Source organism: Streptomyces sp. NPDC028635 (assembly GCF_040637635.1).
Lineage (GTDB): Bacteria > Actinomycetota > Actinomycetes > Streptomycetales > Streptomycetaceae > Streptomyces.
Window position 1 is genome coordinate 219020 of record NZ_JBEZWX010000001.1, and the last position, 15375, is coordinate 234394.

General features: G+C 75.0%; 14 protein-coding genes. 10 read left to right on the plus strand and 4 right to left on the minus strand.

Features of this window, described 5'->3' with window-relative positions; translation table 11 throughout:
- Window positions 1-81: 81 nt before the first annotated feature.
- The gene (locus tag AB0E88_RS00700) at window positions 82-765 is read left to right on the plus strand and encodes a transglutaminase domain-containing protein (RefSeq protein WP_361621455.1); all 684 of its coding nucleotides are present in this window, start codon (window positions 82-84) and stop codon (window positions 763-765) included.
- Window positions 762-1436, plus strand: a complete 675-nt coding sequence (locus AB0E88_RS00705) for an N-(5'-phosphoribosyl)anthranilate isomerase (protein WP_361621458.1) — start codon at window positions 762-764, stop codon at window positions 1434-1436. Before AB0E88_RS00700 ends, AB0E88_RS00705 begins: the two co-directional genes overlap by 4 nt.
- 111 nt (window positions 1437-1547) lie before the next feature.
- On the opposite strand, the gene AB0E88_RS00710 is transcribed toward AB0E88_RS00705, so the two are convergent.
- A complete protein-coding gene (locus AB0E88_RS00710; RefSeq protein ID WP_361621461.1) occupies window positions 1548-3131 on the minus strand; it encodes a PDR/VanB family oxidoreductase in 1584 nt (527 codons plus the stop codon).
- Between the two features lie 170 nt (window positions 3132-3301).
- Here AB0E88_RS00710 and AB0E88_RS00715 point away from each other — a divergent pair, with 170 nt between their 5' ends.
- Together AB0E88_RS00715 and AB0E88_RS00720 are read left to right on the plus strand one after the other, a co-directional pair.
- Complete coding sequence (locus tag AB0E88_RS00715; protein ID WP_361621464.1) at window positions 3302-3991, plus strand: indole-3-glycerol-phosphate synthase; 690 nt, start codon at window positions 3302-3304, stop codon at window positions 3989-3991.
- 719 nt (window positions 3992-4710) lie between these two features.
- Window positions 4711-5631, plus strand: a complete 921-nt coding sequence (locus AB0E88_RS00720) for a hypothetical protein (RefSeq protein WP_361621467.1) — start codon at window positions 4711-4713, stop codon at window positions 5629-5631.
- 471 nt (window positions 5632-6102) lie between these two features.
- Here the strand turns inward: AB0E88_RS00720 and AB0E88_RS00725 are convergent, their stop codons facing one another.
- A complete protein-coding gene (locus tag AB0E88_RS00725; RefSeq protein WP_361621470.1) occupies window positions 6103-6864 on the minus strand; it encodes a TetR/AcrR family transcriptional regulator in 762 nt (253 codons plus the stop codon).
- A gap of 120 nt (window positions 6865-6984) precedes the next feature.
- Between AB0E88_RS00725 and abc-f the strand changes: the two genes are divergently transcribed.
- Window positions 6985-8610, plus strand: a complete 1626-nt coding sequence (gene abc-f / locus AB0E88_RS00730) for a ribosomal protection-like ABC-F family protein (RefSeq protein ID WP_361621473.1) — start codon at window positions 6985-6987, stop codon at window positions 8608-8610.
- A gap of 48 nt (window positions 8611-8658) precedes the next feature.
- Here abc-f and mca read toward each other — a convergent pair whose 3' ends face one another.
- The gene (gene mca, locus AB0E88_RS00735; RefSeq protein WP_361621476.1) at window positions 8659-9591 is read right to left on the minus strand and encodes a mycothiol conjugate amidase Mca; all 933 of its coding nucleotides are present in this window, start codon (window positions 9589-9591) and stop codon (window positions 8659-8661) included.
- Between the two features lie 307 nt (window positions 9592-9898).
- On the opposite strand from mca, the gene AB0E88_RS00740 reads away from it, so the two are divergent.
- Both AB0E88_RS00740 and AB0E88_RS00745 read left to right on the plus strand, forming a co-directional pair.
- On the plus strand, window positions 9899-10648 hold the full coding sequence (locus tag AB0E88_RS00740; RefSeq protein WP_361621479.1) for a thioesterase domain-containing protein: 750 nt from the start codon (window positions 9899-9901) through the stop codon (window positions 10646-10648).
- 61 nt (window positions 10649-10709) lie between these two features.
- Window positions 10710-11255 carry a DUF1697 domain-containing protein gene (locus tag AB0E88_RS00745; RefSeq protein ID WP_361621482.1) on the plus strand — a complete coding sequence of 182 codons (546 nt, stop codon included), beginning with the start codon at window positions 10710-10712 and terminating at the stop codon, window positions 11253-11255.
- A gap of 7 nt (window positions 11256-11262) precedes the next feature.
- On the opposite strand, the gene AB0E88_RS00750 is transcribed toward AB0E88_RS00745, so the two are convergent.
- Window positions 11263-11673, minus strand: coding sequence for a DUF3224 domain-containing protein (locus AB0E88_RS00750; protein ID WP_361621485.1), 411 nt, complete (start codon window positions 11671-11673; stop codon window positions 11263-11265).
- A gap of 174 nt (window positions 11674-11847) precedes the next feature.
- Here AB0E88_RS00750 and AB0E88_RS00755 point away from each other — a divergent pair, with 174 nt between their 5' ends.
- The 3 genes from AB0E88_RS00755 (at window position 11848) to AB0E88_RS00765 (ending at window position 15371) form a co-directional block, all read left to right on the plus strand.
- Complete coding sequence (locus AB0E88_RS00755) at window positions 11848-13050, plus strand: cytochrome P450 (protein WP_361621488.1); 1203 nt, start codon at window positions 11848-11850, stop codon at window positions 13048-13050.
- 128 nt (window positions 13051-13178) lie between these two features.
- Entirely contained in the window at window positions 13179-14606 is a 1428-nt protein-coding gene (locus AB0E88_RS00760; protein WP_361621491.1) for an MFS transporter, read from the plus strand.
- 33 nt (window positions 14607-14639) lie between these two features.
- The gene (locus AB0E88_RS00765; RefSeq protein WP_361621494.1) at window positions 14640-15371 is read left to right on the plus strand and encodes a PIG-L deacetylase family protein; all 732 of its coding nucleotides are present in this window, start codon (window positions 14640-14642) and stop codon (window positions 15369-15371) included.
- Window positions 15372-15375: the final 4 nt, after the last annotated feature.

Below are 15375 nucleotides of genomic sequence, written 5' to 3' on the forward strand. Positions count from 1 at the left end.
CGGCCCGCGCTTCGAGGCGGCCCCGGACCGGACACCGCCGCCCCACCCGGGGGCGAACGACCCAGCAAAGGACAACCGCCCATGACCGACGCAGCCCTGCGTCCCACCGCCTTCCTCGACCACGACACCCCCGAAGTCGCCGCGTTCGTGCGCACCGCACTCGCGGACACCGCCGCCCGAGCCACACCGACCGAGCAGGCCGTCGCCCTCTACTACGCCGTGCGCGACGGCCTGCGCTACGAGGTCTACGGCGCCGACCTCAGCCACCGGGGCCTGCGCGCCAGCAGTGTGCTGCGCGCCGGCTCCGGCATGTGCCTGCACAAGTCCGTCGTCTACGCGGCCGCACTGCGCCACCTGGGCATCCCCGCCCGGCTCGTCCTCACCGACGTGCGCAACCACCTGGCCTCGCCGCGGCTCGTGCGGCTGCTCGGCGGCGACGTCTTCCACCAGCACTGCCTCACCTCGGTGTTTCTGGAGGGCCGCTGGGTGAAGGCGACACCGGTGTTCAACAAGACCCTGTGCCGGCTGTACCGGATGGCGCCGCTGGAGTTCGACGGCACCGCCGACAGCGTCCACCACCCCTTCGACGCCGAGGGCCGCCGCCAGATGGAGTTCGTCCGCCACCACGGCGAGTTCGACGACCTGCCCTACGACGCCGTCCTCGCCGACCTGCGCGCCGCGCACCCCGGCCTGTTCCGGTCCGGCGCCACCGCGTTCGCCGCCGGGTCGCTGACCGCCGACGCCGGCGGGGCGAGCGCGGCATGACGCTGGTCAAGTTCTGCGGTGCCGTCACCGGACGCGAGGTCCAGGACATGGCCGCCGCCGGCGCCGACCTCGTCGGCCTGTGGCACGGTGTCCCCGGCGGGCACGCCGACCTGTCGCGGCACCGGCTCACGGAGCTGGCCGACACGGCGCGTGCCGCGGGCCTCACGCCCGTCCTGGTCACCCTGTGCGCGGACGGCGAGACCCTCACCGCGGCGCTGCGGGCGGCCCGTACCCCTTGGGTGCAGCTGCACGGATTCCAGCCGCCCGCCCTGGTGCGGGCCCTCAAACGGCACGCGGGGGAGGACCTCACGGTCGTCAAGGCCCTGCATCTGCGCGGCGGGCGCTGCCTGGAAGCACCCCTGCTGGGCGCCTACGCGCGCACCGGCACCGACGTCTTCCTGCTGGACACCGCCACCGCCGGCGGTGCCCTGGGCAGCACCGGCGAGCCGCTCGACGCCGCGTCGGCCACCGCCGTCGCCGACCGCCTCACCCGCCCCTTCCTCCTGGCGGGCGGCCTGCACGCCCGCAACCGCGCCGCCTACGCGCGTCTGGTCGCCCACCCGCGCTTCCTCGGCGTCGACGTGGACTCGGCGGCCCGCGGAAGCGACGGCCTGCTGAGCGCGCCGCGCGCCCGCGCCATCCGCGAGACCTGGACCGCCGCCCCCGCCTGACCTCCGCGCCCACGCGCCGCGCGCGGCGCCGCTGCACGCACGGGAACGCCGTGGCACCTCCCCCCGGAGAGGGAGTGCCACGGCGTGGGCCGGCGAGCGGAAGCGGTGCTGCTACAGATCGACGACCAGCCGGTCGGTGCGGGCCCGCGAGACGCACGGATACATCACATCCGTACGCTCCCGCTCACCCGGTGACAGCACGTCGTCGCGATGGTCCGGCACCCCCTCCAGCACCCGCAGCTCGCAACTGCCGCACAGCCCGTCCTCGCAGGACGCCGACAGCCCCGGCGCGACCTCGCGCAACGCCTCCAGCACCGAGCGCCCGGCGGGCACCGAGACCACCGCGCCCGTGCCGCGCAGCTCGACCTCGACGGGCCGGTCGCCGCCGGGGGCGGCCTGCCTGACGCTGGGCGTGAAGCGCTCCAGGTGCAGGGTGCCCTGCGGACAGGCGGTGCCCATCAGCTCTTCCACGGCGCGCATCATCCGGTCCGGGCCGCAGCAGTGGACGGCCGTGCCCGCCGGCAAGCCGGCCAGCAGCGCCGCCAGATCCGGGCGGCCCGCCTCGTCGCGCGGGCACACCCGCACCCGCTCGGAGCCGTAGCGCTCCAGCCGGGGCAGGAACGCCATCGAGGCCCGGCCACGCCCCACGTACACCAACTGCCAGTCCGCGCCGCGCCGTTCGGCCTCCTCGATCATCGGCAGGAACGGCACCACGCCGATGCCTCCCGCCACGAACAGGTACCGCTGAGCGTCGGCCAGCGGGAAGTGGTTGCGCGGACCGCGCACGGCGACGCGGTCACCGGCCTTCAGCCCGTGCACCTCCACCGAACCCCCGCGGCCCGCGGGCTCGCACAGCACCGCCACCCGGTAGCAGGAGCGGTCCTGCGGATCGCCGTACAGGGAGTACTGGCGCACCCGGCCCGAGGGCAGCACCAGGTCGATGTGCGCGCCGGCCGTCCACGGCGCCACGGACTCGTCCGCGACGGGCTCGAGCCGCAGCCCCACCACGCCGTCGGCGAGGCGTTCCACGGCGGCGACCACGACCGGGACGTCCTGGCCGGATCCGGCGGCCGGGGCCTTCGGGGCCCGGGCCGCCGCGGCGTACCGCCGGCCGCGCGCGGTGCGCCCCCAGGGCTTGTAGACGGACACCACGGACAGGAAGACCAGCACCACGAACAGCGGCGGTACGGTCCACACCAGCAGCGTGGCCTCGGAACCGGGCCGGTAGGCGTCCTGGCCTGCCTCACCGGCCCGCCGCGCGGCGGCCAGCACCAGGGGGTGCGTGTACGCCCAGGCGAACACCAGGACCACCAGGGCGAGCACCCACTTCACCAGCACCCACCAGTGGCGCAGCAGCCCCCAGGGCGTGCCGCAGCCGAGCAGGACGCCGGAGACGCCACTGGTGAGGCCGACGAGCGACACCGTTGTCTCGTCGAAGACGTACATGGCGTAGTAGGCGCCCTCGGCGACACCGGGGTCCGAGGTCGTGTAGCCGATCAGGGCGAGGGTCGCCATCGACAGGGACAGGCCCATCCAGCCGACCGACGAGGTGATGTGCACGGCAAGGGTCAGTTTCCGTCCCCGGGCGCCGAACCGGAACTCCTTGCGCCGGGCGCGGGGACCGCCGCCCCGGGCCCGTCGTTCCTGACGCTGCTCCGGTTGTGCCGGGGGCCGTCCCAGTACGGGGGTGGACACGAAGATCTCACTCTCCTGGGTCTCGGTGGGGGGTCGTCGAAAAGGAAGGTGTCAGGTTCCGCTGGAGTCCGGCTCGGGCGGCGGGGAGCGATGCCCGTGCACGGCGCCGCGCGGGCCGGTGCGCCCCACGCTCCAGCGGCACACCAAGCCCGCGCCGTACAACGGCCGTCATGGACTCCCCCTTCATCGAGGCCCTGCTGGCCGCGCCCCGCCCGCTGGTGATGGAGATCAAGCCGCGCGACGCCCACGGCACGGACCTCCTCGCCGGGCGCGACCCCGCCGAACTCGTCGCCGTGTACGAGGCGGCGGGCGCGCCCTGCCTGTCCGTCGTGACCGGCCGCTGGTTCGGCGGCACACCGGGGCTGCTGCGGGAGGTCGCCCGGCACGCGTCGGTGCCGCTGCTGCAGAAGGACTTCATCACCCGGCGCGACCAGCTCACCGCCGCACGCGAACTCGGGGCCTCCGCCGTGCTGCTGACGGCCGGTCTGCTGCCCGCCTCCGCGCTGCGCACCCTGGTCGACGCCGCTCTGCGCGAGGGGCTCACCCCGTTCGTGGAGATCACCGGCGAGGCGGAACTGGAACGCGTGCCGCGCCCCGGGGACTGCGTGATCGCCGTCAACAACAAGGACATCAGGACACGCGAACGCGGCCCCGCCGACCTGGAGCGCAGCATCGCCCTGCTGCCCGCCCTGCGCGCCGCCGGCACGCCCTGCCCGGTCAGCGCGAGCGGAATCGACAGCCCCGGGGCGGCCGGGCGCCTGCTGTCCGCCGGCTACCGAGGCCTCCTCGTCGGCACGGCCCTGCTGCGCTCCGACGACCTCGGCGCGTGGACGACGGTCCACCCCTCGACGCACAGGTAGCCGTCCGCTGTCCCGCTCCGCCGGACAGGGCACCGGTAGCGGCCTGCCGTCTGCCGCCCGCCTGCCGGTCGTCCCTGTCTGCCCTCCGCCGTCTGCCCGTCCGCTTCCGTCCGGCGGGTCAGGCAACTGCGCGGCCGGTGCCGGGAGCTGTCCCGCCCGGCCTGCCGCCCGCGCACGGCCCGCCCGCTCGTGTCCGTCGGGTGGCGAACTGCGCGGCCGGAGGGCCGGTGCCCCTGAGACGGCCCGGTGGCGGAGTGGGGCGGTGCCCACGGCCGCCGACCGGGCACCTCTGGTCGGCGGCCGGGGCGGCGCGCCTCGGCCTGGCGCGGCTCGGCGCGGTGCGGCTCGGCCCGGCGTGGCTCGGCCCGGCCCCGGCCCTGGCCCGGCTCGGCCCGGTCTGGCCCGGCGTGGCTCACCCCGGCGCGGAGCGGCCCGACACGGCCCGGCCGCCCGTGTCCGGGAGGGGCGTTGTCGTGCGGTCGCCGCTCCGACGCGGTGCGCCGCCCGTGCGGGATTCCGGATCGCGGGCGCGCGGGGGCGGCAGCGCTCCGCCGTGCGGGGACGGACGGTGTCCCGCCCGCGTCGGGAAACGCGAGCCCGTGCGGCCCGCGCCCCCCGGCGGCTCGCCCGAGCCGCGTGCTCGGGGCGCGGTACACGCCGGCTCGAGTTCCGGTCGAGCACCGTGGTTGCCACCCGGCACGTCCGGTTCACTGGCGGCCATGGTCCGCCCCGCGCATTCCTCCCGGCGTCCGGCGCCGTTCCGGTCCGAACTCCACACGCTCGAAGGCCTCCTGCACGCCGGGCACCCGCACCGGGCAGCCGCCCGCAGCGCGGCGCTGCTGCGGCGCGCCGCCCGGCAGGGGTGCCCCGGCTGGACGGCGGAGTTCGGCGCGCTGCGCGCCGAAGCCCTGCTGAGCCTGGGCGACCTCACCGCGTGCGAACACCAGGCCGCCGCCGCGCTGCGGGCGGCCGGCCCGCTCGGGTCCCCCCGGCGTGTGCGGCCCGCCGCCGTCCTCGCGGAGGCACTGACCGCACAGGGTCGTCTCGCCGAAGCCGCCCACCACCTCGCCCAGGACGCCCCGGACGGTGATCCGGCGGACCCCTCTCCCGCCCGCCACCTGGCGCCGGTCCTCGCGTATCTGCGTGCCCAGGGCCGGCACCACCTGGCCGGACACCGCCACCAGGACGCCCTCGCCGCGTTCGAGCGGCTGGGCGGGATCGCCCGCCGTCACGCCCCCGCGGGGCCGAGCGCCCACGGCTGGCGCACCGGCGCCGCCGAGGCCCTGCTGGGGCTCGGCCGCCCGAAGCGGGCCGGTGAACTGCTCGCCGAGCTGCTCGCCGAGCCCGGCCCGATCGCCCCCCGCGTCCACGGTGCGGCCTTGCGGCTGTACGCCGAGACGCAGCTCCCGGCACATCGGCCGGCGACGCTCGGGCAGGCGGTTGCTCTCCTGCGGGCCTCGGGGGACCGCGTCGAACTGGCCCGCGCGTACGCCGATCTGGGCCGGGCGCTGAGCCTGCTCGACGACCCCGGTGCCGCCGCCCTCCTGCGCCGCGCCGCGCACCTGGCCGCGGACTGCGGGGCCGTCGACCCGTGCCGGTCCCCGGACGGCGTGCGCGCCACCGTGCCCGCCCTGCACTGACGCCTCCCCACACCCCTCCGCCCCGTGTCCCACGCCGTACCCCCGACCGTGCCGATCGCGCCGAACGTGTCGACCTTGCCGACCGAGCTGATCGCCCCGACCACCCCGACCGGGCCGACCGCACCGACCACCCCGACCTTCGACGCGGCGGCGTCCAGGCCCACCGCTTCGGCACCCCCGCCGCACCCGGCTCCGGCCCGGCCCGTCTTCCCGCCTCCCGCCGACGGCGTGGCGTCCGCCGCGGCGGTGTTCGCGGCTGCCGTCGATGACGGCGTGGCGTCCGCCGCGGCGGTGTTCCCGGCCGCCGCCGCCGACGGCGTGACGTCCGCCCCTGCGGTGTTCGCGGCCGCCGCCGACGACGGCGTGACGTTCACCCCGCCCGTCTTCCTGCCTCCCCTCGGCGCCGCCCTGCTCGCCCCGGCGGTGTCCCCGTCTCCTCTCGGCGCCGCACCATCCGCCTCGGCACCCGGTTCAGAGGCCCGTGCCGGTTCCCGTGCCGGCGCCGCTACCGAGGTCCGTCCCCGCGGGGCCCGGGCCGTTCGAACCGGGCTCCCCGGAGGGCTCCCCGGTCGCGAAGACGCCGTGCTGCGCCGCGAGGGCCACGGCCCGTGCGGTCTGGCGGCCCAGGCCGGGGTCGCTCGCGCCGCGCACCAAAACCATCTGGTGGTACAGCGGGCCCGAGGCCGCGAGCAGGACCCGGCGGGCACAGGTGTCCCGCGGGCACTCCCCGCGTCGTACCGCCCGCTCCACGACGACCGCGGCGCGCGCGTACCGCTCCTCCCAGAACCGCCGCAGCGCCCGCGCGGCCTCCTCCGAGCGGAAGGACGCCGCGATCAGCGCGGCGGTGACCGGGGGATCCGCGGCCAGGGCCGTCTCGACCTCGGCGTTGACGGCCGCGAGGTCGCCTTCGAGGGTGCCGGTGTCCGCCGGGCGCCACTCCTCGTCGCCCGCCGCGTCCAGCACATCGGCGAGCAGCCCGCCCACGTCCCGCCACCGCCGGTACACCGTCGTGCGGTGCACGCCCGCTCGCGCCGCGACCGCGTCCACCGTCAGCTCGTCGTACCCCCGCTCCACCAGCTGTTCGCGCACCGCCGCGAGCACCTGCGCGCGGATCCGCGCGCTGCGGCCCCCGGGCCGGCGCACCGGCGCCCCCGCCCGCCCCCCGTCCGCGTCCGGACCGGAGGACCCGGGCGCCACGCCGGAATTCCCGCTTGCTCCCACCAGCACCGCCATGACAGCATCTTAATGCAACAGTTGTCGCAGTAGTGGAGGCGGACATGCTCATCCGGGGCGCTCACCCGATCCCGCGGCCCACCGAGGCCGCCCCGACCCCCAACGCCCCGGAGCACCCCCATGCCCACGCAGATCAGCGTCCGCGCCGTCACGAAGGCGTACCACGGCAGGCTCGTCCTCGACTCCGTCACCTGCGCCCTCGCCGCGGGTGAACGCACCGGCATCATCGGAGAGAACGGATCGGGCAAGACCACCCTGCTGCGCCTGCTCGCCCGGGCCGAGCAGCCCGACAGCGGCGAGATCGTCGTTCAGGCCGACGGTGGCATCGGCTACCTGCCCCAGGACGGGCAGATGCCCCCGCACCACACCGTCCAGCAGGCCATCGACCGCGCCCTGAGCGACCTGCGGGCCCTGGAGAGCCGCATGCGCCTGCTCGAGGCCGCCATGGGCGAGGGCGACGAAGCGGTCCTCACCGAGTACGGCGAGGTGATGACCGCGTTCGAACTGCGCGGCGGCTACGAGGCCGACGCCCGCGTCGAACGGGCCCTGCACGGTCTCGGCCTGGCCCACCTGCCCCGCGACCGCGCCGTCGGCGACCTCTCCGGCGGAGAACAGGTCCGGCTGCGCCTCGCCGCCCTGCTCGCCGCCTCCTACGAGGTGCTGCTGCTCGACGAGCCCACCAACCACCTCGACGACAACGCGCTGACCTGGCTCGAGGACCATCTGCGCACACGGCGCGGCACCACCGTCGTGGTCTCCCACGACCGCACCTTCCTCGACCGCGTCGCCACCACCCTGCTCGAGGTCGACGCCGACCGCCGCACCCTGACCCGGTACGGCAACGGATACGACGGCTATCTCGCCGAGAAGGCCGCGGAACGCACCCGCTGGGCTCAGCGCCACGCGCGTTTCGAGGACGAGGTGGCCGCCCTGCGCGAGGCGGCCACGACCACCGCCCGCCGGGTCGCTCCCGGCCGCGCCATGACCGACGGCAACAAGATGGCCTACGACCGGGCCGCCGGACGCGTCCAGCAGTCCCTCGCCAGCCGTGTCCGCAACGCCGAGGAACGCCTGCGGCGGCTGCTCGCCGACCCCGTGCCGGCGCCGCCCGAGCCGCTGCGTTTCACTCCCGTCCTGGGGTCCGGCCGGCTCACGGGCACCGTCCTGGACGCCGAGGGCGTCGCCGTCACCGGCCGACTGCCCCGCACCGACCTCACCGTCAAGGCCGGCGACCGGCTGCTGATCACCGGGGGCAACGGCACCGGCAAGAGCACGCTGCTGCGCGTCCTGGCCGGCCGCCTCAGCCCCGACGAGGGGCAGGTCACCCGGCGGGGACGCATCGGGCACCTCCCGCAGGAACCCGGCCCCGGACGCCCGGGCGAGACCGTGCTTCAGGCGTACGCGCGCGGCATGCCCGGCACCCCCGAGGAACACGCCGAACGGCTCTCGGCGCTCGGCCTGTTCACCGCCGAGCGGCTCACCGCCCGCGTCACGGAGCTGTCGACCGGCCAGCGCCAGCGCCTGGCCCTGGCCCGTCTGCTCAGCCGGCCCAGCGACGCCCTGCTGCTCGACGAGCCCACCAACCACCTCTCGCCCGCCCTGAACGAGGAGCTGGAACAGGCCCTGTCCGACTACTCCGGCACCCTTGTCCTGGTCTCCCACGACCGGCGCCTGCGCGCCCGCTGGGACGGCGACCACCTCGCCCTCCCCGACCGCACGGCCACAGCCCGGCCCACGACGACGTGAGGGACGGCCCGACCACGGCCCGGCCCATGACCCTGCCCCGCTCGGCGATCAGCCCGCGAGCGGGGCGGGCACCGGCCGGGACGGCTCCGGGTGCGCGGCCCGGGCCGCCACCTCGATCCCGGCGAACAGATCGCTCTCCGGCAGGCGGACCGGCACCAGGGAACGCGCCAGCGTGTAGTCCTCGGTGGGCCACACCTCCTGCTGGAGCGCGGTCGGCACGGCGAACCAGACACCGTCCGGGTCCACTTGAGAGGCATGGGCGAGCAACGCCCGGTCGCGCACCGGGAAGTAGCCGGCGCACGGCACGCGCGTGGTGATCTCCGGCTGCCGCACCGGCTCGTTGGGCAGCGGCGCGTACGGCGCGTCGCTGCCGCGCTCCCTCAGCGCCCGGTGCAGTGCCGCGCTGCGCGCGGGGTGCGAGCCGTGGTTGTAGTACAGCTTGAGCGGCTGCCACGGCGGCCCCGCGAGCGGATGCGCCGAGCCGTCGGCGGCCGACGCGAAGGCCGCCACCGTGACCCGGTGCGCCATCACGTGATCGGGGTGCGGGTAGCCGCCGTCCTCGTCGTACGTCGTGACGACGTGCGGCCTGAACCACCGCATCAGCGCCACCAGCCGGGCCGTCGCCGCTGCCGGGTCGGCCCGCGCGAAGCAGTCCGCGGGCAGCGGTTCGCCCTCCCCGGGCAGTCCCGAGTCCCGGTAGCCGAGCCAGCACTGCCGCACCCCGAGGATGCGCCGGGCCCGCTCCATCTCCGCCGCGCGCAGCGCGCCCATGTCCACCCGCCCGCGCGGACGCGGAAAGCGCGGGTTGAGAAGGGATCCGCGCTCGCCCCCGGTGCAGGTGACCACCAGCACGTCGGCGCCTTCCGCGGCGTACTTCGCCATGGTGGCCGCGCCCTTGCTGGATTCGTCGTCCGGGTGGGCGTGCACGGCCATCAGGCGTGGCCGCCGCCGGGGTGCGCCGGGCAGGGTGTCACCACTCATCGGTCCTCCTCCAGCAGAAACCGGTCGTCCCCGCACGCACGCTAGGGAGCGCCCCCGGAGAACCGCTCGAGAGCCGCTGCAGACCGCGGGGCCAAGTCCCTACAGAAATCGGCGGCCGGCCCGGCGCGTCCGTAGGGTCCGGCGCCATGAGGGGCCTGCCGAAACGGCCCCGGGACACACGAGGGGACAGCACCGTGCCTCACGAACGGCGTCCGCACCGCCCCGCCCCGCACCCTCGCGCCACCGCCCGCACGCGCCCGCGGACCAGTCCGGCGCACGTCCCGGCCCGCACCTCGGCGGTACGCCCATGAACGGCATGTCGGTGCGCCTGTTCTGTCTGCCCTGCACCGGTGCCCCGGCGGGCGTCCACCTGCCCTGGGCGGACCGCCTCCAGCCGCACATCGCCGTCACCCCCCTCGAACTGCCGGGCCGCGGCGCACGGATGCGGGAGAAGCCCTGCCGTGGCCTGGAACCCCTGCTGCAGGACCTGGTCGGTGCCGCGGCACGCCTGTGCGACCGGCCGTTCGCGCTGTTCGGCCACGGCTTCGGCGCGCTCCTCGCCTTCGAGGTGGCGGCCAGGCTGGAGTGGGACCACGAACTGGTCGCCGAGCGTCTGTACGTCTCCGGGGCCGCGGCACCCCATCTCGCCCGGTACGACGAGCCCGCCGAACACCTGGCGGACGACGCGTTCCTGGCGCGGGCCCGCCGCCGGCCCCACATCCACCCCGGCGCGTTCGCCGACGCCCGGCTGGCGCGGCTCCGACTGCCCCTGCTGCGCGCCGACCTGGCGCTGGCCCGGTCCTACCGGGCGGGTCTCGACAACACGGTGCACGCCCCCGTCACGGCGCTGGCGGGCCGCGACGACCCCACCGTGAGCGCGGCGCAGCTCGGGGCCTGGCGCGGCTACACCCGCCGCTCCTTCCGCCTGCGCCGCGTGTCCGGCGGCCACTACCACTGGCTGCCGGACGACCAGGCCCTGCTGGAGACGTTCGTCGAGGACCTGACCCGCGCGCAGGCCGCGCACAACCGGTTCCCGGCAGCCGAGCGGACGTTCTGAGCGGCGCCGCATGACATCATGGCGAGCCGACGGCACAGCCAGGGGGAGGGACCACGCCCGCATGACGACCGAGCAGACCCACATCGCCTTCCTGCGGGCCGTCAACGTCGGCGCACGCAAGGTCGAGATGGCCCGGCTGCGCGAGACCCTGTCCGGCCTCGGACTGGGCGCCGTGCGCACCTACATCGCCAGCGGCAACGCCTTCTTCACCACCGCCGAGACCGACCGCGTCCGGCTCACCGCGAGCATCGAGGCGGCGCTGGCGAAGACGTTCGGCTTCGACATCCCCGCCATCGTGCGGACCGTGCCGGAACTGCGCGCCGAACTGGCCGCGTCGCCCTTCACGGACCTGCGGCCGGCCCCCGACGAGCGTTTCTCGCTGGTCTTCGCCTCCGGCCCGCTGGCCCACGGCACGCTGCCGCCGCGCTCCCCGCGCGGCGACTGGGAGGTCCTGGACGTCTGCGGGGGCACGGCGTCCGTGCGGTGGCGGCTGCGCGGCGGCCGTACCGTCAACCCGGCCCCCGTGATCGAGAAGACGTTCGGTGTCACGGCCACGGCCCGGTTCTTCCACACGACGCAGAAGATCCTGGCCGTGGCCGAGAGCTGACCCGGTCTCAGGCGGCGGGCCCGGCCGGGTCGGGGAACTCCACCTGAAGGTCGAGCGTGCCGTGTCCGAGCGTGCCCTCGCCCCGGATCCCGGCCAGTTCGCCGGTGCCGGAGCCGGGCACGATGCCCGCCCACGTCACCGGATCGCTGTCCGGTACCTGCGTCGCCCGGTGCTCCAGCACGAACGTGCCCTTACGGCCGCCCAGGGTGCCGACGACGCGCTCCTGCGCGACGTACGCGGCGCCGCCGGGGCCCTGCGTGGTGACCATGTGACCCGTGGCCGAGCCCTTCACGTCACCCTCGGTGTAGGTCTTGGTCAGTTCGACCCGGCCGGTCACCGGACCGTCGTCGACGGGTTCGTCGTCGGTGCCGTCCCAGACATCCACGGTGAAGACGGCCTGAATCCGCATCTGAGTCATGCGCGGAGTATCGCGTCCGGTCCGCACCGCTCGATGCTCCCGATTGAGCAGGCCGCGGCCGCCGCCGCCGCTACCGTGACCCGGCGTCAGCCGCGCGCAGCGCCGCCCACGCGGCTCCGCGAAGGCTTCGGGGCCTGACGGGACGCGCCGGCATTTCCGAGGAGGCAGGCGACATTGAGCACCGAAGTGCACACCGAGAAGCCGACAGCATGTCCGTACCCGTTCGCCGGGGGAGAGGGACTCGGGCTGTCGCAGGAGTACGCGAAGCTCTTCGAGGACGGCACCCCGATCCGTGTGCGGCTGCCGTTCGGTGAGCCCGCGTGGCTGGTCACCCGGTACGCCGACGCGCGTTTCGTGCTGACCGACCGCAGGTTCTCCCGCCACATGGCGGTCGAGCGGGACGAGCCGCGCATGACCCCGCGCCCCGTGCCGGAGAGCATCCTGACCATGGACGCGCCCGACCACACGCGGGTGCGCACCCTGGTGTCCAAGGCGTTCACCCCGCGACGCATCGAGTCCAAGCGGGAGTGGATCGGCGAACTTGCCGCCGGGCTCGTCGAGGACATGAAGGCGCAGGGGGCCAGCGCCGAACTGGTCGGCTCCTACGCGCTGGCCATCCCGGTCACGGTGATCTGCGAGCTGCTCGGTGTGCCGGACGAGGACCGGCCCCGACTGCGGGCGTGGTGCGACGCGGCCCTGTCCACGAACGAGCTGACCGACGAGGAGTGCGTGCAGAGCTTCATCGCCCTGCAGAAGTACTTCGAGGACCTGATCGCGCAGCGCCGGGCCGAACCCCGCGACGACCTGACCAGCGCCCTGATCGAGGCGCGCGACGCCCATGACCGGCTGGCCGAGCCGGAACTGCTCGGGCTGTGCGTCGCCACCCTCATCGGCGGTTTCGAGACCACGGCCAGCGAGATCTCCAACTTCGTCTACGTCCTGCAGCAGCGGCCCGAGCTGTGGACGCGGCTGTGCGAGAACCCGGAGTCGATCCCCGCGGCCGTCGAGGAACTGCTGCGCTTCGTGCCGTTCGCGGCGAACGGGATCTCCCCGCGCTACGCCACCGAGGACCTCACCGTCGGCGGTGTCGCGGTGCGGGCCGGCGAGCCGGTCATCGTCGACACCAGCGCCGTCAACCGCGACCGGGAGGTCTTCGACGACGCCCACGAGGTCGTCCTCGACCGCGCCGACAACCGGCACATGGTGTTCGGCCACGGCGCGCACCACTGTCTTGGCGCCCACCTGGCGCGGGTGGAGCTGCAGGAGGCGCTCAAGGCGCTCGTCCTGGGCATGCCGAAGCTGCGCATCCGCGGCGAGGTCACCTGGAAGTCGCACATGATCATCCGCGCTCCGAAGGTCATGCACATCGAGTGGTGACAGGGGGTTTTCGGCCGCCGTCCGGTGGATGCGCTGTATTGAGCATCCACCGTGCCCCGCCCCTTCCTACCGTGACCCCGACCGAGCCTGCCCCAGGGGCGGGTGTGGCATCGATGATCAGGAGAGCCATGACCGTCAGTACCGCCGACGGCCAGTCAGCCGCCGGTAAGACCCCCGAGGCGAGCACCCCTTCACTGGTCGCCCGGCTGATCCTCGTCACCCTGCTGATGGCCGAGCTGCTCATCCAGGTGGACCAGACGATCGTCAACGTCGCCCTGCCCTTCATCCAGCGCGACCTGGGCTTCTCACAGTCCGGGCTGCCCTGGGTCGTCAACGCCTACGGCCTGCTCTACGGAGGGCTGCTGCCCCTCGGCGGCCGGATCGGCGACCTGTTCGGCAGGCGCCGGGTACTGATCACCGGCGTCACCGTCTTCACGCTGGCGTCGGTCGTCTGCGGCTTCAGCACCGACCCGGCGGTCATGGTCGTCGCCCGGGCGGTGCAGGGCGTGGGCGGCGCCCTCACGGCACCCGTGGTCCTGTCGCTGATCATCACCTGTTTCGACGAAGGTCCCGCGCGGCAGCGGGCGTTCGCCCTGTGGGGCAGCGCCCAGGCGGCCGGCGCCCTGTTCGGGCTGCTCGTCGGCGGCCTGCTGACGTCCGGCCCCGGCTGGGAGTTCAGCTTCTTCGCCGCCGTCCCGATCGGCGCCCTGGTCGTGGGGCTCGCCGCCACCACGATCAAGGAGAGCCGCGCCGAGGAGCGGCCCGCGATCGACGTGGCGGGCGCGGTGACGATCACCGCCGCCCTGCTGATGACCGTCTACGCCTTCCTCGACACCCAGCGTTCCTGGGCCTCCCCGCTGCGCGGCGGGCTCCTGGTGGCAGCGGCCGTGCTCTTCGGCGTCTTCCTCGCCGTCGAACGCCGCCAGAAGCACCCGTTCCTGCCGCTGCGGGTCTTCCGCCTGCGCAACACCAGTGCCGCGCTCGCCATCATGATGATGTTCGGCGCCACCCAGATGAGCTACTTCTTCTTCGTCACCCTGTACCTGCAGGAAATCCTCGGCTTCTCGGCGCTGCAGACCGGCCTCGCCTACCTGCCGCTGATCGGCGTGCTGCTGGTCTTCGCGCAGATCTGCATGAAGACGGTCGGCCGCGTGGGACTGACCCGGATGCTGCTGGCCGGCCTGTTCTGCCTGGCGCTCGGCATGGGCTGGCTCGGTTTCGCCGCCTCCTCGGGCACCTTCCTCGGCACCGTCCTCGGTCCGACGGTCATCTCCGGCGTCGGACTCGGACTGACGATGATGCCGGCGGGCACGGTGGCCACCACGGGCGTCGACCCCGCCGACGCGGGCGCGGTGTCCGGGCTGTTCAACACCGCGATCCTGGTGGGCGGTTCCCTCGGGCTCGCCGTCCTGACCACGGTCACCCAGGCCGCCGGCGGCCTCACCGGCACGCACGGCTACACCGTCGCCTTCCTCTCCAGCGCGGGCGTGGCCGTCGCCGCGATGCTGGTCGCCGCCCTGGTCATCCGGATTCCCCAGCAGGCCGACGCCGCCTGACCCATCCCCTTCGCCCACCGGGAAGGTAACCCCATGGCCGACACTCTGCCCGACCTGCCCGACGACTTCCGCCGCGTGCTCGCGATCGTCGCCCACCCCGACGACATCGAGTTCGGCGCCGGCCCCGCCGTGGCCCAGTGGACCGCCCAGGGGCGCGAGGTGGCCTACGCGCTGGTCACCCGTGGCGAGGCGGGCATATCCGACCTGGACCCGGCCGAGTGCGGCCCGGTGCGCGAGAGCGAGCAGCGCAAGGCCGCGGCCGAACTCGGCGTCCACGAGGTCGACTTCCTCGACGGGCACACCGACGGGACGATCACCTACGGGCCCGCCCTGCGCCGCGACCTGGCACGCTCCATCCGCCGCCACCGCCCCGACCTCGTCGTCACCTTCAACCACCACGACACCTGGGCGTCCGGCGCGTGGAACACCCCCGACCACCGGGCCGTGGGCCGGGCGGTCCTGGACGCCGTCGCCGACGCCGCCAACCGCTGGATCTTCCCCGAGCTGCTCGAAGAAGGTCTCGAGCCGTGGCGGGCGGCCCGCGTGGCGGTCGCCGGGTCCCCGCACCCCACGCACGCCGTGGCCGTCGACGACGACGCCCGCGAGCGGGCCGTGCGCTCCCTGGCCGCCCACGACCGCTATCTGCGCTCACTGAGCGACGAACCGCCCGCCGAACGCGCCCGGTTCATCCTCGGCCACCTGCTCGCCGCCACCGCCCCGCGGTTCGGCGGCCGGGACGGCGTCGCCTTCCAGGTCTTGGGCTGAACCG